22 protein-coding genes and 2 tRNA genes are annotated in these 23,848 nt (G+C 71.4%); 4 read left to right on the forward strand and 20 right to left on the reverse strand.

All coding sequences use genetic code 11. From position 1 onward, the window contains the following. Window positions 1-4: 4 nt before the first annotated feature. The 5 genes from ACFYZQ_RS04265 to leuS all read right to left on the reverse strand — a co-directional run bounded on the left by ACFYZQ_RS04265 (window position 5) and on the right by leuS (window position 8,513). Window positions 5-2,590, reverse strand: a complete 2,586-nt coding sequence (locus tag ACFYZQ_RS04265) for a ComEC/Rec2 family competence protein (protein ID WP_389141394.1) — start codon at window positions 2,588-2,590, stop codon at window positions 5-7. Further along, on the reverse strand, window positions 2,587-3,738 hold the full coding sequence (locus ACFYZQ_RS04270) for a helix-hairpin-helix domain-containing protein (protein ID WP_389141396.1): 1,152 nt from the start codon (window positions 3,736-3,738) through the stop codon (window positions 2,587-2,589). The genes ACFYZQ_RS04265 and ACFYZQ_RS04270 overlap by 4 nt, the downstream gene beginning before the upstream one ends. Before the next feature lie 114 nt (window positions 3,739-3,852). After that, window positions 3,853-4,698: a DegV family protein gene (locus ACFYZQ_RS04275; protein ID WP_389141398.1), complete on the reverse strand. Its 846-nt coding sequence runs from the start codon at window positions 4,696-4,698 to the stop codon at window positions 3,853-3,855. A gap of 72 nt (window positions 4,699-4,770) precedes the next feature. Next, window positions 4,771-5,505, reverse strand: a complete 735-nt coding sequence (locus ACFYZQ_RS04280) for a hypothetical protein (RefSeq protein WP_389141400.1) — start codon at window positions 5,503-5,505, stop codon at window positions 4,771-4,773. Window positions 5,506-5,624: 119 nt separating this feature from the next. Beyond that, entirely contained in the window at window positions 5,625-8,513 is a 2,889-nt protein-coding gene (leuS, locus tag ACFYZQ_RS04285) for a leucine--tRNA ligase (protein ID WP_389141402.1), read from the reverse strand. A gap of 422 nt (window positions 8,514-8,935) precedes the next feature. Here leuS and ACFYZQ_RS04290 point away from each other — a divergent pair, with 422 nt between their 5' ends. Then, window positions 8,936-10,243, forward strand: a complete 1,308-nt coding sequence (locus ACFYZQ_RS04290; protein ID WP_389141404.1) for a cytochrome b/b6 domain-containing protein — start codon at window positions 8,936-8,938, stop codon at window positions 10,241-10,243. After that, on the forward strand, window positions 10,240-11,859 hold the full coding sequence (locus tag ACFYZQ_RS04295) for an NADH-ubiquinone oxidoreductase-F iron-sulfur binding region domain-containing protein (RefSeq protein WP_388787195.1): 1,620 nt from the start codon (window positions 10,240-10,242) through the stop codon (window positions 11,857-11,859). The genes ACFYZQ_RS04290 and ACFYZQ_RS04295 overlap by 4 nt, the downstream gene beginning before the upstream one ends. A 146-nt stretch (window positions 11,860-12,005) precedes the next feature. Here the strand turns inward: ACFYZQ_RS04295 and ACFYZQ_RS04300 are convergent. Continuing rightward, window positions 12,006-12,078, reverse strand: a tRNA-Ala gene (locus ACFYZQ_RS04300). 138 nt (window positions 12,079-12,216) lie between these two features. On the opposite strand from ACFYZQ_RS04300, the gene ACFYZQ_RS04305 reads away from it, so the two are divergent. Next, window positions 12,217-13,407, forward strand: coding sequence for a glycosyltransferase 87 family protein (locus ACFYZQ_RS04305; RefSeq protein WP_389141406.1), 1,191 nt, complete (start codon window positions 12,217-12,219; stop codon window positions 13,405-13,407). On the opposite strand, the gene ACFYZQ_RS04310 is transcribed toward ACFYZQ_RS04305, so the two are convergent. The 10 genes from ACFYZQ_RS04310 to ACFYZQ_RS04355 form a co-directional block, all read right to left on the reverse strand. Further along, window positions 13,397-13,630, reverse strand: coding sequence for a hypothetical protein (locus tag ACFYZQ_RS04310; RefSeq protein ID WP_006136074.1), 234 nt, complete (start codon window positions 13,628-13,630; stop codon window positions 13,397-13,399). The two genes, ACFYZQ_RS04305 and ACFYZQ_RS04310, sit on opposite strands and share 11 nt — an antisense overlap. A 3-nt stretch (window positions 13,631-13,633) precedes the next feature. Further along, entirely contained in the window at window positions 13,634-13,807 is a 174-nt protein-coding gene (locus tag ACFYZQ_RS04315; RefSeq protein ID WP_389141408.1) for a hypothetical protein, read from the reverse strand. A gap of 69 nt (window positions 13,808-13,876) precedes the next feature. Beyond that, on the reverse strand, window positions 13,877-14,251 hold the full coding sequence (locus ACFYZQ_RS04320) for a hypothetical protein (RefSeq protein ID WP_389141410.1): 375 nt from the start codon (window positions 14,249-14,251) through the stop codon (window positions 13,877-13,879). A 164-nt stretch (window positions 14,252-14,415) separates the two neighbouring features. After that, a tRNA-Ala gene (locus ACFYZQ_RS04325) sits at window positions 14,416-14,488 on the reverse strand. Window positions 14,489-14,596: 108 nt separating this feature from the next. Continuing rightward, window positions 14,597-15,265, reverse strand: coding sequence for a histidine phosphatase family protein (locus ACFYZQ_RS04330; protein WP_389141412.1), 669 nt, complete (start codon window positions 15,263-15,265; stop codon window positions 14,597-14,599). Then, window positions 15,262-15,711 carry a ribosome silencing factor gene (gene rsfS, locus ACFYZQ_RS04335; protein WP_388787185.1) on the reverse strand — a complete coding sequence of 150 codons (450 nt, stop codon included), beginning with the start codon at window positions 15,709-15,711 and terminating at the stop codon, window positions 15,262-15,264. Before rsfS ends, ACFYZQ_RS04330 begins: the two co-directional genes overlap by 4 nt. Window positions 15,712-15,827: 116 nt before the next feature. Beyond that, window positions 15,828-17,567 (reverse strand): LCP family protein, encoded by a 1,740-nt coding sequence (locus ACFYZQ_RS04340; RefSeq protein WP_389141414.1) that lies wholly within the window; start codon window positions 17,565-17,567, stop codon window positions 15,828-15,830. Window positions 17,568-17,583: 16 nt separating this feature from the next. Next, window positions 17,584-18,270 carry a nicotinate-nucleotide adenylyltransferase gene (gene nadD / locus ACFYZQ_RS04345; RefSeq protein ID WP_389141416.1) on the reverse strand — a complete coding sequence of 229 codons (687 nt, stop codon included), beginning with the start codon at window positions 18,268-18,270 and terminating at the stop codon, window positions 17,584-17,586. An 82-nt stretch (window positions 18,271-18,352) separates the two neighbouring features. Then, window positions 18,353-18,517 carry a hypothetical protein gene (locus tag ACFYZQ_RS04350; RefSeq protein ID WP_389141418.1) on the reverse strand — a complete coding sequence of 55 codons (165 nt, stop codon included), beginning with the start codon at window positions 18,515-18,517 and terminating at the stop codon, window positions 18,353-18,355. Window positions 18,518-18,649: 132 nt separating this feature from the next. After that, on the reverse strand, window positions 18,650-18,811 hold the full coding sequence (locus tag ACFYZQ_RS04355; RefSeq protein WP_388787174.1) for a hypothetical protein: 162 nt from the start codon (window positions 18,809-18,811) through the stop codon (window positions 18,650-18,652). Window positions 18,812-18,913: 102 nt separating this feature from the next. Between ACFYZQ_RS04355 and ACFYZQ_RS04360 the strand changes: the two genes are divergently transcribed. After that, on the forward strand, window positions 18,914-20,008 hold the full coding sequence (locus ACFYZQ_RS04360) for a M48 family metallopeptidase (RefSeq protein ID WP_389141420.1): 1,095 nt from the start codon (window positions 18,914-18,916) through the stop codon (window positions 20,006-20,008). Window positions 20,009-20,059: 51 nt separating this feature from the next. Here the strand turns inward: ACFYZQ_RS04360 and ACFYZQ_RS04365 are convergent, their stop codons facing one another. The 4 genes from ACFYZQ_RS04365 to ACFYZQ_RS04380 all read right to left on the reverse strand — a co-directional run bounded on the left by ACFYZQ_RS04365 (window position 20,060) and on the right by ACFYZQ_RS04380 (window position 23,766). Then, complete coding sequence (locus ACFYZQ_RS04365) at window positions 20,060-21,130, reverse strand: hypothetical protein (RefSeq protein WP_389141422.1); 1,071 nt, start codon at window positions 21,128-21,130, stop codon at window positions 20,060-20,062. 89 nt (window positions 21,131-21,219) lie between these two features. Further along, window positions 21,220-21,819, reverse strand: coding sequence for a hypothetical protein (locus ACFYZQ_RS04370; protein WP_389141424.1), 600 nt, complete (start codon window positions 21,817-21,819; stop codon window positions 21,220-21,222). A gap of 125 nt (window positions 21,820-21,944) precedes the next feature. Then, on the reverse strand, window positions 21,945-23,231 hold the full coding sequence (locus tag ACFYZQ_RS04375; protein ID WP_389141426.1) for a glutamate-5-semialdehyde dehydrogenase: 1,287 nt from the start codon (window positions 23,229-23,231) through the stop codon (window positions 21,945-21,947). Between the two features lie 106 nt (window positions 23,232-23,337). Further along, complete coding sequence (locus ACFYZQ_RS04380; protein WP_389141428.1) at window positions 23,338-23,766, reverse strand: hypothetical protein; 429 nt, start codon at window positions 23,764-23,766, stop codon at window positions 23,338-23,340. Between the last annotated feature and the right edge of the window lie 82 nt (window positions 23,767-23,848).

The raw sequence follows: 23,848 nt of genomic DNA on the forward strand, positions 1-23,848 counted from the left end.
GCCCTCAGTCTCCCGCCACCCGCACCTCCCCGTCCGCCCCGCCCGTACCGGCGACGGCCAGCGCCCCGTCCCGGTCCGTGCGCAGCACCAACGCGCCCTCGTCCCGCAGCGCCCGCACGGTGCGGGGTGCCGGGTGGCCGTACGGGTTGCCGGCACCGCAGCTGATGAGCGCGATCCTGGGGGCGACCAGGCGTATCAGGTCGGGGTCCTGGTTGGCGGAGCCGTGATGGGCGACCTTGAGGACATCGACACGGCCCATCCCTGCCGCCGCCACGGATCGCAACAGCGCCTGCTGGGACGGAGGCTCCAGGTCCCCGAGCAGCAGCATCCGCAGCCCGGCCGACCGGACGAGCAGGGCCACGCTGGCGTCGTTGGGCCCGTCCGGTTCCGGTACCGGGCGGGGCGGGGGCCACAGCACCCGCCAGGACAGCGGCCCGGTCCGCCGCTGCTCCCCGGCGACCGCACGGGTGACGGGGATGTTCCGTTCGGCCGCCTCCCTCCGTACAAAACCTGCCTGGTCGGCGGGCTCTTCGAAGCCGGTCGTCTCGATCTCGCCCACCGACCGCCCGCGCAGCACACCGGGCAGGCCCGAGACATGGTCGGCGTGGAAGTGGGTCAGCACGACCAGCGGGATCCGGGTGATCCCCAACTGCCGCAGACAGTGGTCGACCAGTGCCGGATCGGGCCCGGCGTCCACCACCACCCCGGTGCCGCCGCCCGCCGCGAGCACCGTCGCGTCGCCCTGCCCCACGTCGCACATCGCCAGCCGCCAGCCGGGCGGCGGCCAGCCCGTGATCACCCGGGTCAGCGGCGCCGGGCGCACCACGGCCAGCAGGAGCAGCAGCCCGCAGACACCGCACCACCACGGGCGCCGCAGCAGCCGCCGCCCGAGGAGTACGACGGCCACCGTGACGGCGGCGAGCAGCAGTGCCCCGGCCCAGCTGCCCGGCCAGTCGACCCCCGCGCCGGGGAGCTCGGCCCCGCCCCGGGCCACACCCGCGATCCATCCGGCCGGCCAGCCGGCGAGCCAGGCCAGGGCCTTCGCCACGGGCATGGCCACCGGCGCGGTCGCCAGTGCCGCGAAGCCCAGCACCGTGGCAGGGGCGACCGCGACCTCCGCGAGCAGATTGCACGGCACCGCCACCAGGCTCACCCGGGCCGACAGTACGGCGACGACCGGAGCGCACACGGCCTGTGCGGCGGCAGCGGCGGCCAGCGCCTCGGCGAGCCGTGCCGGCACCCCGCGCCGCCGTAGTGACGCCGCGAAACGGGGTGCCAGCGTGAGCAGGGCGCCGGTGGCGAGCACGGAGAGCAGGAAGCCGTAACTGCGGGCCAGCCACGGGTCGTACAGGACCAGCAGCAGCACGGCCGTCGCCAGCGCCGGAACCAGCGATCTGCGGCGTCCCGTGGCCAGGGCGAGCAGGGCGACCGTGCCGCATGCGGCGGCCCGCAGCACGCTCGGGTCAGGTCGGCACACGACGACGAAGCCGAGCGTGAGCACCGCCGCGAGCAGCGCGGTCGCCCGCAGGGAGAGTCCGAGACACGGGGCCAGCCCACGCCGCTCGGCCCGCTGGGCCAGTCCGGGCGGTCCGATGAGCAGCGCGAGCAGGATGGTGAGGTTGCTGCCGGAGACGGCCAGGGTGTGTGTCAGGTCCGTCTGCTGGAAGGCGTCGTCCAGTTCGGGCGTGATCCGCGAGGTGTCCCCGACGACCAGCCCGGGCAGCAGCGCCCGGGCGTCGCCCGGCAGCCCGTCGGTGGCGTCGCGCAGCCCGGCCCGCAGCCGTCCCGCCAGCCGTTGCGGGCCGTTCGGCCTCTCCACGACCTCCGGCGTCTGCCCGTCCCGCACCCGGAGCACGGCTGCCGTCCGGTCCCCGCCCGCCGCCCCCGGTGCCAGCCGGCCGCTCACCCTGAGCCGGGTCGAGGGCAGCAGTCGGAGCCAGGCCGCCCGCGCGCCTGTCGCCCGTTCCCCGGGAATCCCGCGCGGCTCCGGCACATCCGCGTCGACGATCACCAGCACCGGTGTCCGTGTCACCGCCACCGTCCCTTCGGCCGTCTCGACGCGCCGCACCTCCGCGTGGACCAGCACGGCGACCGGGGCCGCGTGATCGCCGGTGACCCGGGGTCTGCTCAGCCGGGGATCGGAGCCGACCTCGATCTCGGCGGTCACCGTGGCGTACTGCCGGGCCAGTGCGGGGATCGGCCCGCGCCGCAGGTCCGCCCCGTGCAGCCCGGCGGATGCGGCCGCCGCGGCCACGCACAGGAGCACGGCGGCGACCGTGACGCGTGACCAGCCGGACGGCGAGCCCCTGGCCGGCGCTCTCCCGGACAGCAGCAGCACCCCCGTGACCAGGCAGGCGGCGCCGATGCCCACCGCCCAGCCCGGCGGCGCGTCCAGTGTGAACGCGGCCGTGGCCCAGGCGGCGAGCGCGGGTGGTACGAGGCGCAGGTCCGTCGGCCCCTCCTGCCGCGGGTGTGCGGCACCCAGCCGTTTCCCGGAGGCCTCGTGGACGGCCCGGCGGGCGGAGCGGGGCGCGAGGCGGTCGCCGTCGGACAGCGGGACGGCGCTCGGCGGGTCGGGCGCCCGGCTCATGGCCGTACCAGGTTCCGCAGGTCGGCGAAGCGCCGAGCGCCGATTCCGTTGACCTGGCGCAGCTCTTCGACCGAACGGAAGCCACCGTGCCGGGTGCGGTAGTCGATGATGTGCTGGGCCAGCACGGGGCCGACACCGGGGAGGGCGTCGAACTGGTCCGCGGTGGCCGTGTTGAGGGAGACCGGCACCGCAGGGCCGGCCCCTGCCTGCGTACCCGCCGCGCCGGGACCCGGGGTGGCGCCCGCAGCGCCCGGCGCCGGTGCGGGGCCCCCGACGACGACCTGTTCGCCGTCCACGAGGAAGCGGGCCTGGTTGAGGCCCTCGGTGCTGGTGCCCGGGCGCACCCCGCCTGCCGCGCGGAGCGCGTCGGCGACCCGTGAACCGGTCGGCAGGCGATGGATTCCGGGGTCGCGGACCTTGCCGCTGACGTCGACCACGATCTGAGTCCCGGTTGCCGGGGCAGCCGCGGCGCCGGTCCCGGGTGTGGCCGGCCGGTTCTGCCGGTGGCCGCCACCTCGCCCGGGTTCCGTGTCCCTCGCGTACGGAGCCTCGGCCCCCACCACCTGGGGTGCGCTGACGGACTGGGTGCGGGCCGCCCAGAAGTGCTGCGCCGCGAACACCGCGGCGACGGCCAGCAGTACCGACAGCGCCACCACACCCCGCCGCTCCAGACCGCACCGCGTCTGCAGCCACATCGGCATCCGCTCCCGGACCGCGAGCGCGGCACGCTCCCGCCAGTCGGGGACCGGCGAGTCGTCTTCGGCACGCTCCAGCCAGTCGGGGACCACCGGCTCGCCTTCGGCACCGCCCTGCGAGACGTGCAGGGCCTTGGCAGCCGGCGCCGTGCGCGTCTCCTCCGCGGGGATCGTCCCGGGCCCCGGACTCGGCCCCCACGCCGTGCCCACCCCGCTCGCCGTGCCCGCCCGGGGCTGCGCCGGTGGGGGGCCGTGCCCCGACTCGCCTGGTTGCCGGGCGGTTTCGGCGAACAGCAGTCCCGCACGGCGGCGCAGCTCTTCCGCCGGTGCGTGGCGGTGCCGGGCGGAACGCCGGGCGGAGGAACGGCGGTGCCGGATGCGGCTGTCGGAAGCGGGGGCGCGGCCGGGGCCACTGGTCGCGGTCGCTGAGCGTGAAGGGGTTCGAAGTGCCATGCGACGAGGATCCGGCATCCCGTCATCTGGCGATGATCTTGCTCGATTTCCGTGGACAACCGGCCGGTTGTGGAAAACCGCGCCACCCTCACGGATGAAAAAGCTGACGGGACGTCATCGCGGCGAGACCACGGCCCCCAGCAGCCCGGGTCCCGTGTGCGCCCCGATCACCGCGCCGACCTCGCTCACATGCAGGTCGGCCAGCCCCGGCACACGTGTCCGCAGCCGGTCCGCGAGAGCCGAGGCACGATCGGGGGCGGCGAGGTGGTGGACGGCGATGTCCACCTCGGCACTGCCCGCCCGTTCGGCCGCGATCTCCTCCAGGCGGGCGATCGCCTTCGACGCCGTCCGGACCTTCTCCAGGAGTTCGATGCGTCCGCCGTCCAGCTGCAGCAGCGGCTTGACCGCGAGTGCCGAGCCCAGCAGTGCCTGTGCCGCGCCGATACGGCCGCCCCTGCGCAGATAGTCGAGCGTGTCGACGTAGAAATAGGCGGCGGTACCCTCGGCCCGTTTCTCCGCCGCGGTGACGGCCTCGTCCACGGTGCCACCCGCCTCCGCAGCCTCGGCCGCGGCGAGAGCGCAGAAGCCGAGGGCCATCGCGACCATGCCCGTGTCCACCACCCGCACCGGCACCTGCGCCTCGCGCGCCGCGACGACGGCGGCGTCGTACGTACCCGACAGCTCGGCGGAGAGATGGAGGGAGACGATACCGGTGGCGCCGGACTCGGCGACCTTGCGGTAGGTCTCCGCGAACACCTGTGGGCTGGGACGCGAGGTGGTGACGGCGCGCCGCTTCTGGAGGGCCTGGGCCAGGGAGCGGGTGGAGATGTCGGTGCCCTCTTCGAGCGCCTGGTCGCCGAGGACCACGGTCAGGGGTACCGCGGTGATGCCGTGACGCTCCATCGTCCGCTGCGGCAGGTAGGCCGTTGAATCGGTGACGATAGCGACATGGCAGGACATGACCTGGAGGTTACCTGTCGTAGCGTTCGTGCGGCAGACCGGCCCCGGCGACCCGGGTCGCCGTCGGCCGGATCAAGTGGTGCTCTCCGGGCGGGTCTTCTTCTGCCAGGCGTACGTCTGGCGTCGGCCGGGCGCGGTGAGCGACGGCCGGGCCGGTTCCTCGGCGGTGCCGGGCCGAGAGGGATCGGGCCAGGTCTGCTGTGCGGTCCGGTCCTCGTCGGCCGGGGCGTCGGGCCACGGCGGCGGCATGGTCGGGGACTGCGCACGCGTCCAGTGCCGCAGCGCTCCGGTCTCGACGTCGATCTGGGCGCTCAGCGTGTCGAGGTCGTCCTCGGCGAAGCGGTGCGCCCGGTCCCGGGCGGCCCAGCGCAGGGAGTCGGCGGACCGGGTGATCCGCTCGGTGCGGCTGCGCAGTTCGGGCAGGCGCTCGGCGAGTGTGGCACGGTCCGGCTCCGACTCCAGGCGCCTGAGTTCGTCGTCCAGTTCGTGCCCGTGCACGCTGAGCCGCTCGAAGAGGCCGAGGGACTCCTTGAGCGACTCGTCCTCCACGGCGCCGGCCTGCAACGCGTCCTGGGTGGCGCGCATCGAGGTGCGCAGGCTGAGCCGGAGCTGCGCGATCTCACCGGCCGGGCCGGGCTGCGCGAAGGACTTGGCGCGCAGGGTGTGGTCCTCGACCGCACGGCGGGCCTGGGTGATCGTTCGGTCGACACCGCGCTTGGCGGCGCCGATCACTCTGACCGCGGCGTACGCGCCGAGGACGACGAACAGCAGGAAGAGCAGGGCGAAGACTGCGACGACTGCTTCCACGGCGCTCCTCCTCGGGCCTCGCGCGGCGCACACCGCGCTGCTCTCCACGGTAAACGGTACGGGCAGGCCCCGAGTTCCAGAAAAACCCCGAACCTGCCCGTAGGGGACTACCCCGAGCGTTACGCCGGAACGATGTTCACCAGCTTCGGCGCCCGCACGATCACCTTGCGGATCCCGGCGCCGTCCAGCGCGGCGACGACCTTCTCGTCGGCCAGTGCCGCCTTCTCCAGTTCCTCATCGGAGATGGAGGGCGACACCTCCAGACGTGCCTTGACCTTGCCCTTGATCTGCACGACGCAGGTCACGGTCTCGTCCACGACGTAGTCGGGGTCGGCGACCGGGAAGTCCTGGTGGACGACCGAGTCGGTGTGGCCCAGCCTGCGCCACAGTTCCTCGGCGATGTGCGGGGCCAGCGGCGCGACCATCAGCACCAGCGGTTCCGCGACCGCGCGGGGCACGGCCGCACCCGCCTTGGTCAGGTGGTTGTTCAGCTCGGTGACCTTGGCGATGGCGGTGTTGAACCGCAGGCCCTCCAGGTCCTGGCGGACGCCGTCGATCGCCTTGTGCAGGGCGCGCAGCGTCTCCGCGTCGATGTCGGCGTCCTCGACGTCGGTGACGGTGGCCTCGCCGGTCGCCTCGTCGACGATGTTGCGCCACAGCCGCTGCAGCAGCCGGAACTGGCCCACCACCGCGCGCGTGTCCCACGGCCGGGAGACGTCCAGGGGCCCCATCGCCATCTCGTACAGACGCAGGGTGTCGGCGCCGTACTCGGCGGCGATCTCGTCCGGGGTCACCGCGTTCTTCAGGGACTTGCCCATCTTGCCCAGCAGGCGGGTGACCTTCTCGCCCTGGTAGTAGTACGCGCCGTCGCGCTCCTCCACCTCGGCGGCCGGCACGGCGATGCCCCGGCTGTCGCGGTAGACGAAGGCCTGGATCATGCCCTGGTTGAACAGCTTGTGGAACGGCTCGGCCGAGGAGACGTGCCCCAGGTCGTACAGGACCTTGGACCAGAAACGCGCGTACAGCAGGTGCAGCACCGCGTGCTCGGCACCGCCGACGTACAGGTCGACACCGCCGTGCGGCAGGCCCTCGCGCGGGCCCATCCAGTACCGCTCGATCTCCGGGTCGACCAGTTTCTCGCTGTTGTGCGGGTCCAGGTAGCGGAACTCGTACCAGCAGGAACCGGCCCAGTTGGGCATGGTGTTGGTCTCGCGGCGGTACTTCTTCGGCCCGTCACCCAGGTCCAGGGTGACGTTGACCCACTCCTCGTTGCGGGACAGCGGCGTCTCGGGCTGGGTGTCGGCGTCGTCCGGGTCGAAGGTGCGCGGCGAGTAGTCCTCGACCTCCGGCAGTTCCAGCGGCAGCATCGACTCGGGCAGGGCGTGGGCGATCCCGTCCTCGTCGTAGACGATCGGGAAGGGCTCGCCCCAGTAACGCTGGCGGCTGAACAGCCAGTCGCGCAGACGGAAGTTGACGGTGCCCTCGCCGATGCCCTTGCTCTCCAGCCATGCGGTGACGCGCGCCTTGGCCTCGGCGACGCCCAGGCCGTCCAGCGAGATCTCGTCGTTGGCGGAGTTGATGATCTTCGCGTCGTACGAGGCGAAGGCGTTCTCCCACGTCGCGGTGTCGGTGCCGCGGCCGTCGGTCGGCTCGACGATGCAGTGGATCGGCAGCTCGAAGGCGCGCGCGAACTCGAAGTCGCGCTGGTCACCGGCCGGCACGGCCATGATCGCGCCGGTGCCGTAGCCCATCAGGACGTAGTCGGCGATGAAGACGGGGACCCGTTCACCGTTGACCGGGTTGGTCGCGTACGCGCCGATGAAGACACCGGTCTTGTCCTTGGCCTCGGCCTGCCGCTCGACGTCGGACTTCGAGGCGGCCTGCGCACGGTAGGCGGCGACGGCCTCGGTCGGGGTCGCGTGACCGCCGGTCCACACCTCGTGGGTGCCCTCCGGCCAGGCCTGCGGGGTGAACTTCTCGACCAGCGGGTGCTCGGGCGCCAGCACCATGTAGGTCGCGCCGAACAGGGTGTCCGGGCGGGTGGTGAAGACCGTGATGTGCTCGCCGTCCACGGGGAAGTCGACGCGGGCGCCCTCGGAGCGGCCGATCCAGTTGCGCTGCTGCAGCTTGATGGCCTCGGGCCAGTCCAGCGCCTCCAGGTCCTCCAGCAGCCGGTCGGCGTATGCGGTGATCCGCATGTTCCACTGGCGCAGCTTGGCCTTGAAGACCGGGTAGTTGCCGCGCTCGGAGCGACCGTCGGCGGTGACCTCCTCGTTGGCCAGCACGGTGCCCAGGCCGGGGCACCAGTTGACGGGCGCGTCGGAGGCGTAGGCCAGTCGGTACTCGCCCAGGACGTCGGCGCGCTCGGCGGCGCTCAGCCCGTTCCAGGACCGCCCGCCGGGCACCGCGCGCTCACCGGACTCGAACTGGGCGACCAGCTCGGAGATCGGGCGGGCCCTGCGGGCCTCGTCGTCGTACCAGGAGTTGAAGATCTGCAGGAAGATCCACTGGGTCCACTTGTAGTAGTCCGGGTCGATCGTGGCGAACGACCGGCGCTTGTCGTGGCCCAGGCCCAGCCGGCGCAGCTGGGACTTCATGTTCTCGATGTTGGCCTCGGTGGACACCCGCGGGTGCGTGCCCGTCTGCACGGCGTATTGCTCGGCGGGCAGGCCGAAGGCGTCGAAGCCCAGGGTGTGCAGGACGTTGTGGCCGGTCATCCGCTGGAACCGGGCGTACACGTCGGTGGCGATGTACCCCAGGGGGTGGCCGACGTGCAGGCCCGCACCGGAGGGGTACGGGAACATGTCCATGATGAACTTCTTGGGGCGGGCGGCCAGCTCCGGGTCGCCGGCCAGGTCGCCCTTGGGGTTCGGGGCCGCGTAGGTGCCCTCGGCGTCCCAGAAGTCCTGCCAGCGTGCCTCGATGTCGGCCGCCAGAGCGGCCGTGTAGCGGTGCGGCGCTGCCTCCGCCGACACGGCAGTGGCGGCAGCGGGGTTCGTCTCGCTCATGATCCTCAAAGCTCCATCGGTCGTCTCTGCCTGCGGCTGCGACATTCAAGGCTGCAACATTCAAGAAAATGAAAAATCCCCTCGCACAGGAGGGGACGCCGCGCCGATGCCGACCCCGGCTCCCACCGGCGGTCGGGACTGATCAGCGCGGCCCGCTAAGCAGAAGGCGTACGGCACGCATGGCGTTAGGGTACCGCAGGCCTTGAGCAAGCCGCGACGCGCTTACGTATGTATCTACTGACCACGTCAGCCACTCGACCAAGGATCACCGTTACTTCGCGTAACACCCCCTAAGGGACATCGCAACGGCTGGGATCGTCCTTTGATAACAACGCAATAACTCAAACCTCGTACCGATCGGTATGGCGCCATTTAAAGTTCGGCAGCGGGACCGCTTTCCCGAACCGCTCGGAGTTGCCCCCATGAACCCTCGTCCTATCAACAGCTCGCTCCCCAAACCCGGCCGGTCGGCGTACGGGGTGGCGACCGCTGTCGTCCTGCTGCTCATACCCGTGGTGGTGCTGTACGGAGGCCAGTGGCTCCAGGACTTCCTGAACTTCGGCGCGGGCGTCCTTTCGCTCGTCAGCCTCACCAGCTCGGTGATCTGGGGCCTGGTGACCCAGGACCGGATCTTCCTGAACACACGCCAGCGGATCGTCTCCCAGGCCGTCCACCGGGTGCTCGCCATCGCCTCGATCGCGTTCCTCCTGGTGCACGTGACCATCAAGCTGGCGCTGTCCCACACCGTCCTGATCGCCGCGCTGATCCCCTTCAGCCTCGGCGTCAAGGGCAGCTCGGGACTGATCGGTCTCGGCTCCCTGGCCGGCCTTCTCATGATCTTCGTGGGTATCACCGGCGCGCTGCGCAACCAGTTCGCCAGCCCGGCGCCGGTCGCGGCCCGCTGGCGTGCGATGCACATGCTGGCCTACCCGGCCCTGTGCGCGGCACTGATCCACGGCCTGTTCTCGGGCCGCTTCGCGAAGCCGTTCTTCATGTGGTCCTACGAGCTGTGCCTGGTCGCCATCATCGCCGCCCTCGCCCTGCGCTCCGCGCCCCGCTCCTTCAAGCGCAAGGTCTCCGCCCAGCTCATGGCCATCCTGGGCGGTGGTGAGCGGCAGGAACTCGACGACCTGGACGCCAGCCGCGCCAGGGTGGCGGAGGGGACCTCCCTCGGGTCCGGCGGTTCCTCGCTGCCGGGATTCGAGAAGCCGGGAGGGTTCTCCGACACCGGCTCCTTCCCGCGCGCGACGGCGCCCTCGGCCCCCAGGTACGAGGCTCCGGAACCCGCCGGATCCGGCTTCGCGGCCGCCTACCGGGCCGTCACGCCCCCCGGACAGGGCCAGCAGGGCTTCGCGGCCGGCCAGACCGCACGCATGGACATGCCGATGGACATGCAGGCCACGGAGGCGTTCCCGCGGGTGGACGGCCCGTCCAGCACCTCGGGCAGCTGGCCGATCCCGTCCCCGCCGCCGGTCGGCGAGGCCCCGCCGTCGGCGTACGACCCGCTGGCCGACACCGGATACACCACCCCGGTCTACAACAATCCGGGCGGCGGCGGGTACGGCGGACGTGATGCGTACAACACCGGTGAGACGAACACCGCCTACGCCACGTACAACTCAGGCGACGCGTACAACAATGGTCCCGCCAACCAGCCGTCGCCCGGTGCGTCCTTCGACTCACCGGGATCGGGCGAACCTTGGAACACGCCTTCCGGAGGCTATAGGTGAACGAGGCCCTGCCCGACGTCCCAGAAGTCCGCGTGGTCGGACTTCCGCAGCTCACGTCTGGCTTTGACCTTGTCGAAAGACTCGACCTGCCCATGCACCTGAAGGTGCATGGGCCGCTCGAACCGTTGGGAGGCGAGCAGCTCGCGCAGCTCGCCGAGGCCATCAGCCTCAAGGGGCGCGGCGGCGCGGGCTTCCCGTTCCACAAGAAGCTGCGCTCGGTCGCCGAGTCGGCGATCAAGCGCGGTGTCCGCCCGGTCGTCGTCGTCAACGGCAGCGAGGACGAACCGGCCTGCCGCAAGGACACCGTCCTGATCAACCGTGCCCCGCACCTGATCCTGGACGGCGCCCTGCTGTGCGCGGAGGCGCTGGGTGCCCGCACCCTCGTGATCGGTGTCACCCGTGAGTCCACGCAGCGCTCCATGGAGGCCGCGCTCAACGAGCGCGGCCTGGGCACCGGCCGCCGCTCGGCGCTCAAGGCGTTCGTCCAGCGCAACCCGATCCGCATGGTCACCGGCGCCGCCGCGTCGCTGATCCGCTCGATCGACGGCGGTCCGGCGATCCCGCCCGGCCGCAAGACCAGCGCCTCGCAGAACGGCGTCGGCGGCGCTCCGACGCTGCTGTCGAACGCCGAGACGTTCGCCCAGCTGGCCATCGCCGCCCGCATCGGCCCGGAGCGCTACGGCAACACCGGCCTGTACGACGAGCCGGGCACCGTCATGCTCACCGTCTCCGGGGCGGTCGCCCGCCCCATGGTGATCGAGGTCCCCACCGGTGTGCCGCTGCGCTACGTCCTGCAGCTGGCCGGCGCCCCGCCGGTGCCGCAGGGCGTGCTGACCGGCGGTTACCACGGCAAGTGGATCGACGCGGCGACCGTCAACGAGGCCATCGTCTCCCGCAACTCCCTGGACGCGGTGGGCGGTGCGCTGGGCGCCGGCGCGATCCTGCCGATCAGTCAGGACACCTGCCCGCTGGGCGAGTCGCTGCGGGTGGCGCAGTGGCTGGCGGAGGAGAGCGCGGGGCAGTGCGGTCCCTGCTACCTCGGTCTGCCGGCCGCCGCGCGCGGCATGGAGGACATCCTCAACGGCGGCGGCCCGGCCGCCCTCGAGGCGCTCAAGCAGGTCGCCAAGAACGTCAAGCGGCGCGGCGCGTGCTCGCACCCGGACGGCTCCGCGATGTTCCTGGAGTCGACGGTCAAGGCGTTCACCGACGACCTGGCGGCGCATGTCCTCGGAAACGGCTGTGGACGGCCCGTGGAGGGCGTTCTGCCGCTCTTCGAGGACGGCAAGATGCCCACGGGCATTCCGGGCGGCGGCGAACCGGCGGAGATCGACAACGGCAACAGCCGTCAGAAGATCTACGTCGACTGGACGCTGTGCCGGGGCCACGGGCTGTGCGCGGACATCCTTCCGGAGGTCTTCGAACTCGGCGCGGACGGTTTCCCGACGGTGGCGCAGGCGAAGGTGCCGCGCTACGCCGAGGCGAAGGCCCTGCGCGCGGTGCGCCGCTGCCCGGCACTCGCCCTGCGCATCGAGGAGGAAGCCTCTCGGGACCGGGCCCCGGGCCGTAACCTCCCGGTTCTCTCCCAGGGCCGAGGACGCCGCGCCCTGGGCCGCTGAGCGCACATACGGCAGGCCGGCGCATACGGCGGGCCACCCGAATTCACGGGTGGCCCGCCGTATGCCATACGTCTGCCGAAATCCGCCGAAACCTGGAACACGCGAAAGGCGGACCACTCGATCGAGTGATCCGCCTTCTACTTCTGTGGAGCTAAGGAGAATTGAACTCCTGACCTCCTGCATGCCATGCAGGCGCTCTACCAACTGAGCTATAGCCCCTTGTCTTCACGCGGCGGGACCGCATGTTGACCGTGTCGCCCGGTTTCCCTGGCGGCGACGCCAACATTACACGGTCGTAGGGGTGCAGCACCAAATCGTTTCCGTTCCGGACCTGTATGGGCGCTAATGTCGGCTTTCGTGCCCGTGATCGCGCCCCCCGCAGCCCACCGCCGTACGACCACCGCCCTCGGAGCATGCCTGGTCTCCTTCGTCGCGTTCTGGATCGCGCAGCGGGCCGCGCACGTGTCGATGATCGACCTGAAGGTGTACCGGGCGGAAGCCGCGACGGTCCGCGCGGGCGGTGACCTGTACGCGCTGCGGACCACCGCCGCGCGTCTGCCCACCACCTACCCGCCCTTCGCGGCCCTGCTGTTCACACCGCTGACGCTGCTGGACACCGGCCTCCTGCGCACCCTGGCGAGGGCCGGGAACCTCGCGCTGCTCGTGGTGTTCGCGCGGCTGTCACTGCGACTGGTGGGCCACGCGCGCGAGGAGGCCGCCTGGTGGATCGCGGCCGTGGCCGTGTGGTGCGAGCCGGTGTGGACGACCATGCGCTACGGACAGATCAACCTGCTGATCGCCGTCCTGGTGCTGTGGGACCTCTCACGCCGCCCCGGGGGCCGCTGGGCGGGAGCGGGTGTGGGACTGGCCGCGGCGGTGAAGCTGACGCCCGCGCTGTTCGCGGTGTTCCTGCTGGCAACCGGTGCGGTGGCACGGTTCAGGGGCGACGGCGCAGGGCCCTGGCTGCGGCACGCGCGCGGGGCGGCCGTCGCGTTCGCCGGGGCGACGCTGCTGGCGGCGGCCCTCCTGCCGGGCGACTCGTGGCGGTTCTGGACCGGCATGGTGTTCCGCACCAGCCGGGTGGGCCGCGCCGAGGAGACGGCGAACCAGGCCCTGCGCGGCGTTCTGGCGCGGCTTCTGCACACGCCGGACCCGGGAGCCGTCTGGGCCGCCACAGCGGCGCTGGTGGCCCTGCTGGGGCTGGCCGTGGCGGTCGCGGCGGAACTGCGCGGCGAGCGGGCGTGGGCGGTGGTCGGCTGCGCGGTGACCGCGCTGCTGGTCAGCCCGGTGTCGTGGTCGCACCACTGGGTGTGGTGCGTGCCCCTCGTGCTGCTGCTGTGGACGCGCGGACACCGCGCGGGCGCCGTGGGTACGGCACTGGTCTTCGGCTCGTACGCCCTGTGGTGGGTGCCGCACGGGCCGGGGCGGCCCGAACTGCACCAGGGGCTTGCCCAGTTCGCGCTGTCGGCCCTCTACGGCGGGGCCGGTCTGCTCTTCCTGGTGCTCGCCGGACATCGTTGCCGAGGCCCGGCGGGGATCAGGCCGTGACGAACGAATAGAACCGCTTGAGCGTGCAGTGCTCCTCGAGGAGCCGGCCGTAGATCGGCTCGCCCTCGAGTTCGCGGTACGTCTCGATCGGGTCGCCTTTTATGATCAGCGCCCGCGCGCATTCCTCGCACCAGTACTGGTAGTCGGGATTGATCGGCTCCATGTCACGGACGATGGGCGTACCGCTGCCGCACCAGTCGCACTTCCGCCTGTGTGCACCCATCGATCAGCTCCAGCTGTGGCCGCAGGCCGTGCACACGTAGGAGACCCCGCCGTTGTCGCCGAGGACCTGCGCCACGTGGCCGGAACCGCAGGAAGGGCAGCTGAGCCGGGTGGCCGTTTCCCGTATCACCGCCGCACCGAGGAGGTGGTCGACCTCCTCGAGGATGCTCGCAGGCATCGCTACTCCCTCCCGTCGGGCCGCGCCCCCTTCCGGCCGTTTGATTCTGCCACGGCCGGACCAATACGGTCAGCGACGCCTCAGTACCAGTCCGGACACGGCACCCACCGCCGCCGTGCCGGCCAGCGCCCACGCGCACACTGAAAGCGCCTTCGCGGAGGTATACGCCTCCAGGCCGCCAAGTGACTCAAGCCGGTTCAGGAACAGTGTGCCGAACGCCGCCACGCCGATCAGCCGGCCGAGCTGCGCGCCCGTCGCGAGCAGACCGCCGGCGTCCGCCGCGTCCTCGGGCCGCACGGCGGCCAGGGCACCCGTGAGCGTCGGGCTGAGGGCCGGCCCGATCCCGGCCCCGACCCCGGCGCCCGCGAGGTACAGCCAGGCCGCGGCGCTCGGCTCGAAGATCAGCTCGCGGCGCAGCGCACTGTGGCCGAGGCCGCCCTGCACGGGAGAAGGTCGCTCGGCTGCGCGACAGCCGGGAGCGGCTGTGGCCGTCGGCGGGCGGGGCGGCCGCGGAGGTCGTCCGCATGTGAAGCGCAGAAAATCCCGCCCCCTTGAGGGGACGGGATCCTCATCACCGATCTTTGACAACTCGACAGAGTGCCGATCCGTGGAGCTAAGGAGAATTGAACTCCTGACCTCCTGCATGCCATGCAGGCGCTCTACCAACTGAGCTATAGCCCCTTGTTGTCCGGTCCCGCTCAGCGGGGCGAACAAGAAGAACTTTAGCCTGCGACCTGCCAGAAAGTGAAATCCGCGCCTGCGCTGCGCCGGCGCGCCCGGACCGCGCTCTCAGTCGTCGTCGCCGAGGACGGGCTCCGGAAGGGTGCCCGCGTTGTGCTCCAGCAGCCGCCAGCCGCGCACGCCCTCGCCGAGGACGGACCAGCAGCAGTTGGAGAGGCCGCCCAGCCCTTCCCAGTGGTGTGCCTCCAGGCCGAGGAGACGACCGATGGTGGTCCGGATGGTGCCGCCGTGGCTGACCACCACGAGGGTGCCGTCCTCGGGCAGCTTGTCGGCGTGCCGCAGCACGACGGGGGCGGCGCGGTCGGCGACCTCGGTCTCCAGTTCGCCGCCACCGCGGCGGACCGGCTCGCCGCGCTTCCACGCCGCGTACTCCTCGCCGTACCGGGCGATGATCTCCTCGTGCGTCAGCCCCTGCCAGACGCCCGCGTAGGTCTCGCGCAGCCCCTCGTCGCGGGTGACCTCCAGACCGGTGAGGGCGGCGAGCTCGGCGGCGGTGAGCACGGCCCGCTTGAGGTCCGACGAGATGATCGCGTCGGGCCCCAGGGAGGCGAGCAGCCGCGCCGCGCGCCGGGCCTGTCCGGTGCCGGTCTCGGTCAGCTCCACGTCCGTGGTGCCCTGGAAGCGGCGCTCCAGGTTCCACGCGGTCTGGCCGTGCCGCCACAGGATGATGCGGCGACCGCGGCCCTTGCGGTCGGTCACCTCATCGGTGGCGCTCATCGCCACTCTCCGCCCGGTTCGTCGGCGTCCTCGGCGGCGGCCTGCAGCTTGGCGTGCTCCTCGGCCTTGCCGCGGGTGGCCTTGGCGTCGGCGGGCAGCTCGATCTCGGGGCAGTCCTTCCACAGGCGTTCCAGCGCGTAGAAGACGCGCTCCTCGCTGTGCTGGACGTGGACGACGATGTCGACGTAGTCGAGCAGGATCCAACGGGCTTCGCGGTCGCCCTCACGGCGCACCGGCTTGGCGCCGAGGTCCTTCAGGAGCCGCTCCTCGATCTCGTCGACGATCGACTTGACCTGGCGGTCGTTGGGTGCGGAGGCCAGCAGGAAGGCGTCCGTGATCGAGAGCACGTCGCTGACGTCGTAGGCGATGACGTCGTGGGCGAGCTTGTCTGCGGCCGCCTGGGCGGCGGTGTTGATGAGCTCGAGAGAACGGTCGGTGGCGGTCACTACTTGGCTTTCCGTCGGCGGTCACTTGACACCAAGGGTCTCATGAGCCGCCGGGGTGCCCCCACGTGATTGACGTGTCACGTGGGGGGCCCGGTCGGCGAAGTGCCGGTGACGTACTAGGACGACGACGGTTTGTAGTCCTGCCCGAGGATCACCGAGACGTCGGCGCCCGAGCTGACCGTCCCCTTCTTCACCGAGCCGGAGGGCAGGCCCAGGGTCTTGGCGACCTCGGTGGCGTTCTCCTTGTCGGCGGCGTCGGCGTAGACCACCCGGGATGCCGGGCGGGTGGCGGACGCCGTACCGGCCTCCAGGAAGTTGAAGCCGCCGTTGACGATCACCACGCGGGCCTTCTCGGTGTTGTCCTTGACGCCGGTGGCGTTCTGGACGGACACCCGGACCGCCGAGCCCGCCTCGGGGCTCTTGGCGGTGCCGCCGAGGATGTTCTTCACCACACTGTCGCTGGTCCGCGCGCTCAGCGTGCCGTCGGACTGGACCGGCAGGAGCTCGGTCTTGTAGTCGCCGCCCTTGGCCAGGTCGGCGAGCTTGGCGAGGAAGGTGCCGAGGTCCTTGTCGCTGAGCGACGGGTCCAGGATCTGCGCCAGCGTCTGCACGGTGGTGGTCGCCACGGTGGGGTCGGAGGAGACCTTGCGCAGCACGCCCTGCATGACCTGGCCGAACCGCTCCAGCTGGGCGTCCTCGGACTCGCCGGGGGCCCGGTAGGTGGCGTAGGCGACGGCCATCTTGCCGCTGAGGGTCTGGTCCTCGCCCTTGTGGACGAGGGGCGCGGTGCCCTTCTTCTTCGCGCCCGGGTCGGGCACGTCGGTGTTGGTGTCGATGTCGATGTTGCTGACCAGCTCGACGAGGTTCTCCAGGTAGGGGGTGTCGAGGCGCCAGGTGCCCTCGATGTTGGTACCGAGAACGGTGTCCAGCTGGTCGACGGTGCCTGAGGAGCCGTCGTCCTTGACCGACTTGGCCAGCGTCGTCGTGGTGCCGTCGTCACCGGTCATGGCGAGCGAGTTGGGCAGCAGCACGGTGGTGCCGTGCTTGGTGGTGGTGTTGTCCACGAGCAGCGCCGTCGAGGTGCCGCCCTTGGCGGTGTCGTGCAGGTGGACGACTATCACGTCGCGCTTCTGGGCGCCCGCGGCCGTGGTGGTGCCCGACTTCGCGCCGGAGGAGGACAGGCCGGGGAGTTTTCCGACGTACCAGAGGTAGCCGACGCCGCCGACCGCGAGCAGTGCGAGCACCACGGCGAGGGCGATGACCCGGCTGCGGGCGCGGCGGCGGGCCTCCTCGCGGCGCTCCGTTCGGTTCTCCGTGAACTTCAGCCAGTCGATGACGTCCTCGGAGTCGGTGTCGGGGTCCTCGACGAAGGCGAACTGCTCGGTGCGGTAGTCCCGTTCCTCGGCGGCCGGGGTCTTCGCCTCCTCGGCCTCGGCCTCGGCCGGTCCGGTCTGCTGCGGGATGTAGGCGGTCTGCTCGGCGACCTGGGGCTGCCGGCCGCCGGCCGCCGCCTGTCCGCCGGCCGCCGCCTGTCCGTAGGGGTCGTACCCCGGTGCGGGACCGCCCGGGTTCTGCGGCCCGGTGCCGTACTGGTCGTAGGAGCCGTACGAGTCGTACGAGTCGTGAGAGGTGCCCGGCGTCTGCGGGCCGTGGTCGTAACTGCCGTACGACGGCTCGGAGTGCTGTTCTCCGGTCGCGTACGGGTCGTAGCCGTAGCCGGGCCGGCCGTACTGGTCGTATGCCTGCTGGGGGGTCTGCTGTGCGGGCACCTGCCGGTAGACAGGCTGCCCGTACTCGTCGTAGCCGACCAGCTCGTACTGGTCTCCCCCGTACCCCGGGTCGTATCGCTCGTTCACCGGTGCCCCTCTCGGCTCACTCGCCGCGGTACAGCTCGCGCTTGTCGATGTAACGCACGACTCCGTCCGGCACCATGTACCAGATGGGGTCGCCCTTGGCGACTCTCGCGCGGCAGTCCGTGGAGGAGATGGCGAGCGCGGGAACCTCGACGAGCGTGACGCCGCCCTCCGGAAGTCCGTGGTCGGTCAGGTGGTGGCCCGGGCGGGTCACCCCGATGAAGTGCGCCAGGGAGAACAGCTCCTCGCTGTCGCGCCAGGTCAGGAGCTGGGCGAGGGCGTCGGCGCCGGTGATGAAGAACAGGTCGGTGTCCGGGTTGAGCGCGCGCAGGTCGCGCAGGGTGTCCACGGTGTAGGTGGGACCGCCGCGGTCGATGTCGATGCGGCTCACCGAGAACTGCGGGTTCTCGGCGGTCGCGATGACCGTCATCAGGTAGCGGTCCTCGGCCGGGGAGACCTTGCGGTGACTCTTCTGCCACGGCTGTCCGGTGGGGACGAACACCACTTCGTCCAGCTGGAACTGCGCGGCGACCTCGCTGGCCGCCACGAGGTGCCCGTGGTGGATCGGGTCGAACGTTCCGCCCATCACTCCCAGGCGGCGTTTGCCCGTGTGCGCGGGGCCGTTGCCCGGCCGGTACTCGGGGGCCTTGACCGTGTCGTCGGACGTCTCGTTCGCCGGACCGGTAGGCATGTCCTGCTCTCCCATGCGTGCAGACCCTACCGGCCCGGCCTGAGAGCCCCGGCCGCCGGATCCCGGGCGCCCGGATCCCGGGCGACGGATCGCCGGCTCAGCGGTCGCGGTTGAAACGGGTGGTGATCCACAGCAGGAGCAGCAGGATGAGCAGGGCGCTGCCACCGGTGACGTAGGGGCTGAGGCTTTCGTGGTTTCCGCCGTGCTCCCCGCCCTCGGCGGCGAGGGTGACCAACTGGGCAGCGGTGCTGTGGAGGCTCATCTTCGGCAGGACCTATCGGGTGTGGGCGGGATAAAGATGTCGGCCCATCGTATGCGGGCCGTCCCTTGCCGATCACGCCGACTCCGCTGTTGCGGGAAGCGGGGGCCGGCGCCTGGGAACTTCACGGGCCGCTCAGTCGTCCTTCCGTTTGTAGCCGCGCAGCAGGAACCAGGCGGTCAGCGCACAGCCCAGGACCATCACGACCAGTACGATCTTGAGCAGGCTCCCCGTACCGTGCTGGGGGGCGGCGTCGGCGGCCTCGGTCAGCCAGGCGGCTGCGGGGATGTGCTCCATGACGGGACTCCTTCGGCTGTACTGCCCGTCCACGGTATCTCCGCCTAGGCTGGGGCCTGCCTCGGGGGCACATGGGGCACATCAGACGCGCATGGGGGAAGAATGTCCGACGACGGCCACGCACACAACGGGCACGGGGACGGCGGCGTACCGAGCAGGCAGCGCAGGCGTTTCCCGGGGATCTCCTCCCGTGCCTACGAGCACCCGGCCGACCGCTCCGCCCTGGTGGCCCTGCGGAAACTGAGCGGTTTCGACACGGTGTTCAAGGCGCTCAGCGGGCTGCTTCCGGAGCGGAGCCTGCGGCTGCTGTTCCTGTCCGACTCGGTGCGCGTCTCGGACCAGCAGTTCGCCCACCTCAATGACATGCTGCGGGACGCCTGCTACATCCTGGACCTGGAGAAGGTCCCGCCGATGTACGTCACCCAGGACCCGCAGCCGAACGCGATGTGCATCGGCCTGGACGAGCCGATCATCGTCGTCAGCACAGGCCTCGTCGAGCTGCTCGACGAGGAGGAGATGCGGGCGGTCGTGGGCCACGAGGTGGGGCACGCGCTGTCCGGCCACTCGGTGTACCGCACGATCCTGCTGTTCCTGACGAGCCTCGCGCTGCGGGTGGCCTGGATACCGCTCGGCAACCTGGCGATCATGGCGATCGTGACGGCGCTGCGGGAGTGGTTCCGCAAGTCGGAACTGTCCGCGGACCGGGCCGGCCTCCTGGTGGGGCAGGACCTGCGGGCCTCGATGCGCGGCCTGATGAAGATCGCGGGCGGCAACCATCTGCACGAGATGAACGTGGACGCGTTCCTGCAGCAGGCCGAGGAGTACGAGTCCGGGGGCGACCTGCGCGACTCCGTGCTGAAGATCCTCAACGTGCTGCCCCGCTCCCATCCGTTCACCACCGTCCGGGCGGCCGAGCTGAAGAAGTGGGCCGAGTCGCGGGACCACCAGCGGATCATGGACGGGCACTACCCGCGGCGCAGCGAGGACAAGGACACCTCGGTCAGCGATTCGTTCCGGGAGTCGGCGGCGCACTACGCCGATCATGTGAAGAGCTCCAAGGATCCGCTGATGAAGCTGGTCAGCGATCTCGCCGGCGGGGCCGGGGACCTGGGTGGCCGGGTGCGGCGCGGCTTCGACGGCTTCACCAGCCCGCCGCCGCCGAAGACTCCCCCGCAGGACGCGCCGGACGCCGAGTAGACACGGGGCAGCGGCGGAGCAGACACAGAGCAGCAGGCCCTCTCGGCCTCCTCACACCTTCGGCTGCGCTCCTGCCGCCAGCGTTCCGCACAGGGCGGTCGCGCTGCCCGTGGCGTAGGGGTCCGTGCCCGCCGGACCGCCCGCCTTCGCGGTCTGGCCCGCCAGGAGGGGGTGCAGGTGGTTGGTGGAGTCCTCGGCGCAGGACAGGGGGCCCGCCTGGACGTAGGAGACGACCAGCTGGACCTGGTGCGTGCGCAGGTCCTCGCGGTCGAAGCGGAAGGTCATCTCCCGGCGGACGGTGAACAGGGACACCGGGGCCTTGGCATCGGCGCCGGTCGGCCGGAGCGCGTAGACGAACGTGTGGTCCGCGGTCACCTCGAGCGTCGAGGAGTCGGTCTCGGCGGCCTGCAGGCTGCCCTGGACGCGTACCTTCTGGTCGGCCAGCTCGGCGCGGGCGGGGTCGAAGCGGACCAGCCATCCGGTGGGGGCGTGGCGGCCGTCAGCGGCGGGATGCTCGAAGCTCTGGTCGAACTGGTCGAGTTGTCCGGAGTCGATGAGGGCGCGGGCGGGCTGGACCTCACTGCTGTCGAGGACCTCGGGGTAGAGCGCGGAGCGGACGATGTAGTCCTTGGCGGTGCTGAGCGCGGCCACCACCTGACTGTCCGAGAAGTGCACGGTGCTCCGGGAGGCGGGCAGCGGTATGCCCTCGGCGCCGACCGCGAACTGGGCGGCGGGGCTGTGCGCGTACAGGTACTCGGCGTCGGCCGTCCCGGGCACCTTGCCCTGCGGGGCCAGCGGGATCACGGTCATCCGCAGGGGGTCGACGGTCCGCCGGGCCTCGGAGGAACCGTAGGGGTGGCGTACGCCCATGTAGATCGCGGTGCCGAAGGCGACGACGATCAGCAGGGCCAGGATCAGCACCTGTCGGGACAGTCCCCGGTGCAGGGGCGGGCGGCGGCGGACGGCGGGCGCGTGGTCCGCCATGCGCTCCTGGGCGGAGTACTCCTGCAGGCGGGCAGCACGGACGAACGATTCGTCGAACACGACGGATCGGTACTCGTCCTCTCCACCGACGGGGCCGCCCTCGGGTGTCCCCTCTGGTGGGTCTCCAGGCCCGCCCATACTTTCAGAGTAGGTCCCGCGAGCCTCAGGTAAACGCCCTGGTACACGACAAGTTCTGACAGGTTCTCACCAAAGGAGCCCAGGGCTGCTCAGGGCGAGCGCGGGATGGCCGAGACCGCGGGCGGGGAAGACTCGACGGACGTGGAGGGGGCCGCTGCGGTGCCTTGTTCGAGGCCGGCCGGAGGGGGCGACGGAAGCTGGTCCCGGCTGCCCGAGGAGGTCCCCCGGTAGACCGCGGCGAAGGCCAGTGCGACCATGCCGACGCCCATCACGACGGCGAGCAGCCACGCGACGGGCCGGTGCCAGCGGACCTGTTTGCCATAGGGCCCGGGGGCGCTCCAGCGGTCGCTCAGGAACTCGGGGTCGTCGAGGTCGTCGAGGTCCGGGTCATGGCCGAGATCGGTGCCGTCGGGGCGGTACCGCTCGTCGTACCGCTCGCCTCTGGCGTGGGCGCGGCGGGCTTCGGCCTCCGAGGCCTCGGCTCTCGCCTGGGCGGCGGCCAGGAGACGTTCCACGGCGGTCGGCTCGTGCACCACGGCCGCCTGTATGAAGGCCTCGTCGAAGACCACGGAGGCGAACTCGTCGTCCGACTCTCCGTGGTCGTGGTCGTCGTCGGGCTCCCGGCCGTCAGAGAACGGCGTGCCCCCCACGTCCTCCGGCACGGGTCCAGCGTAGTCCTGAGGGGTCAATTTGGGCAGACGGTAGAGAAATTCAACCGCCTGGTGAGACGCCTTTCACGGATCTTGCAGGACACCGCAGGACACCGCGGAGGACCGCAGGCCCCTGCCAGGGCCCTGCCGAGACCCGGCCGGCGTCAGCGCCGTACGTGCCCGTCGCCGGTGACGATGTACTTGGTGCTGGTCAGCTCCGGCAGGCCCATCGGGCCGCGCGCGTGCAGCTTCTGCGTGGAGATGCCGATCTCCGCGCCGAAGCCGAACTGGCCGCCGTCGGTGAAACGGGTGGAGGCGTTCACCGCGACCGTGGTCGAGTCGACGAGCTGGGTGAAGCGGCGGGCGGCCTGCTGGGAGGTGGTGACGATGGCCTCGGTGTGACCGGAGCTCCACAGCCGGATGTGGGCGACCGCCCGGTCGAGGGAGTCGACGACGGCGGCGGCGATGTCGTACGAGAGGTACTCGGTGTCCCAGTCGTCCGGCGTGGCCTCGACCACGGTGGCCCGGGAGTCCTTGGCGTACGCCATGACCCTTTCGTCGGCGTGCACGGTCACTCCGGCCTCGGCGAGGGCGTCCAGGGCGCGCGGCAGGAACTCGGGGGCGATGTCCTGGTGGACGAGGAGGGTCTCGGCGGCGTTGCAGACGCTGACCCGCTGGGCCTTGGAGTTGATCAGGATCTCGATCGCCATGTCGATGTCGGCGTCCGCGTCGACGTAGACGTGGCAGTTGCCGGTGCCGGTCTCGATCACCGGGACGGTGGACTCGTTGACCACGGTCTGGATCAGGGAGGCGCCGCCGCGCGGGATCAGCACGTCGACGAGCCCGCGGGCGCGCATCAGCTCGCGCACGCTCTCCCGGTTCTCCCCCGGCACCAGCTGTACGGCGTCGGCGGGCAGTCCGGCGCCTCCGACGGCGTCCCGGATCACCCGGACGAGGGCGGTGTTCGACTCGTAGGCGGAGGCGGAGCCGCGCAGCAGCGCCGCGTTGCCGGACTTGAGGCAGAGGGCGGCGGCGTCGACGGTGACGTTCGGCCGTGCCTCGTAGATGATGCCGACCACGCCGAGCGGGACGCGGACCTGACGCAGGTCGATGCCGTTGGGCAGGGTCGAGCCGCGGACCACCTCACCGACCGGGTCGGGCAGCTTCGCCACGTCGCGCACATCGGAGGCGATGGCGCGGACCCGCTCGGGGGTGAGGGTGAGCCGGTCGACGATGGCCTCGCTGGTGCCGTTCTCCCGGGCCTTGGCCACGTCCTTGGCGTTGGCCTCGACGATCTCGCTCGTGCGGACCTCCAGGGCGTCCGCGATGGCGAGCAGCGTGTCGTCCTTCACGGCGCGCGGCAGCGGCGCGAGGTCGGCGGCGGCGGCCTTGGCGCGGTAGGCGGCCTGGGTGACCGGGGACATCGAGTCGTACGGCGAGAGCGTGGTCATGGGGGAAGCGTAGTGCGGCGGACCGGCGGGTTCACGGTTCATCCCACACCCCGAGACGGGCCCCGAGACGACCTCCGAGACGACCCCGGGCGGATTCAGGAACGGATCAAAAGGGATGAATTCCCACGGGGGCCGCGGGCGGCGGTCCATAGCCCTCGGCGACGCGCTGGTGGTAGGTCTCGCGGTCGATGACCTCCAGGCCGACGATCTCCCAGGCCGGCAGACCCGCCGTCTGCCGGTGCTCGCCCCACAGACGCAGGGCGACGGCGGCGGCGTCGTGCAGGTCGCGGGCCTCTTCCCAGTAGCGGATCTCGGCGTGGTCGTTCGCGTATCTGCTGGTCAGCAGGAAGGGGTGGTCGTGGGCGAGCTGCTCCAGGGCACGCCTGAGATCCCCCAGGGGGACCTCCTGCCCGGAGACGCTGAGGGTGACGTGCCACAGGCGGGGCAGGTCGGCGGGCTCCTCGTAGGTGTCACCGGCCGCGACGCTCGTCAGAGCACCGCGGGACGCCGCCGCACCTGGGCGCACTCGTCTCACGACGGCCTCCTTCTCGCTGTGCCCGTCCGCGGGCGTGCGCCTGAAACACGCCCCTCAGCAAAGTTGAGCAGGCCGCACGGCT

Origin of the sequence: Streptomyces sp. NPDC001843 (genome assembly GCF_042891955.1) — a bacterium.
Classification (GTDB): domain Bacteria; phylum Actinomycetota; class Actinomycetes; order Streptomycetales; family Streptomycetaceae; genus Streptomyces.

What these genes read in the sequence shown, in the direction of transcription:
- ACFYZQ_RS04265 (WP_389141394.1), bottom strand. Translation starts at nt 2,590, where the DNA reads ATGAGCCGGGCGCCCGACCCGCCGAGCGCCGTCCCGCTGTCCGACGGC.
- ACFYZQ_RS04270 (WP_389141396.1), bottom strand. Translation starts at nt 3,738, where the DNA reads ATGGCACTTCGAACCCCTTCACGCTCAGCGACCGCGACCAGTGGCCCC.
- ACFYZQ_RS04275 (WP_389141398.1), bottom strand. Translation starts at nt 4,698, where the DNA reads ATGTCCTGCCATGTCGCTATCGTCACCGATTCAACGGCCTACCTGCCG.
- leuS (WP_389141402.1), bottom strand. Translation starts at nt 8,513, where the DNA reads ATGAGCGAGACGAACCCCGCTGCCGCCACTGCCGTGTCGGCGGAGGCA.
- ACFYZQ_RS04290 (WP_389141404.1), top strand. Translation starts at nt 8,936, where the DNA reads ATGAACCCTCGTCCTATCAACAGCTCGCTCCCCAAACCCGGCCGGTCG.
- ACFYZQ_RS04310 (WP_006136074.1), bottom strand. Translation starts at nt 13,630, where the DNA reads ATGGGTGCACACAGGCGGAAGTGCGACTGGTGCGGCAGCGGTACGCCC.
- ACFYZQ_RS04315 (WP_389141408.1), bottom strand. Translation starts at nt 13,807, where the DNA reads ATGCCTGCGAGCATCCTCGAGGAGGTCGACCACCTCCTCGGTGCGGCG.
- ACFYZQ_RS04330 (WP_389141412.1), bottom strand. Translation starts at nt 15,265, where the DNA reads ATGAGCGCCACCGATGAGGTGACCGACCGCAAGGGCCGCGGTCGCCGC.
- nadD (WP_389141416.1), bottom strand. Translation starts at nt 18,270, where the DNA reads ATGGGAGAGCAGGACATGCCTACCGGTCCGGCGAACGAGACGTCCGAC.
- ACFYZQ_RS04350 (WP_389141418.1), bottom strand. Translation starts at nt 18,517, where the DNA reads ATGAGCCTCCACAGCACCGCTGCCCAGTTGGTCACCCTCGCCGCCGAG.
- ACFYZQ_RS04355 (WP_388787174.1), bottom strand. Translation starts at nt 18,811, where the DNA reads ATGGAGCACATCCCCGCAGCCGCCTGGCTGACCGAGGCCGCCGACGCC.
- ACFYZQ_RS04360 (WP_389141420.1), top strand. Translation starts at nt 18,914, where the DNA reads ATGTCCGACGACGGCCACGCACACAACGGGCACGGGGACGGCGGCGTA.
- ACFYZQ_RS04365 (WP_389141422.1), bottom strand. Translation starts at nt 21,130, where the DNA reads ATGGGCGGGCCTGGAGACCCACCAGAGGGGACACCCGAGGGCGGCCCC.
- ACFYZQ_RS04375 (WP_389141426.1), bottom strand. Translation starts at nt 23,231, where the DNA reads ATGACCACGCTCTCGCCGTACGACTCGATGTCCCCGGTCACCCAGGCC.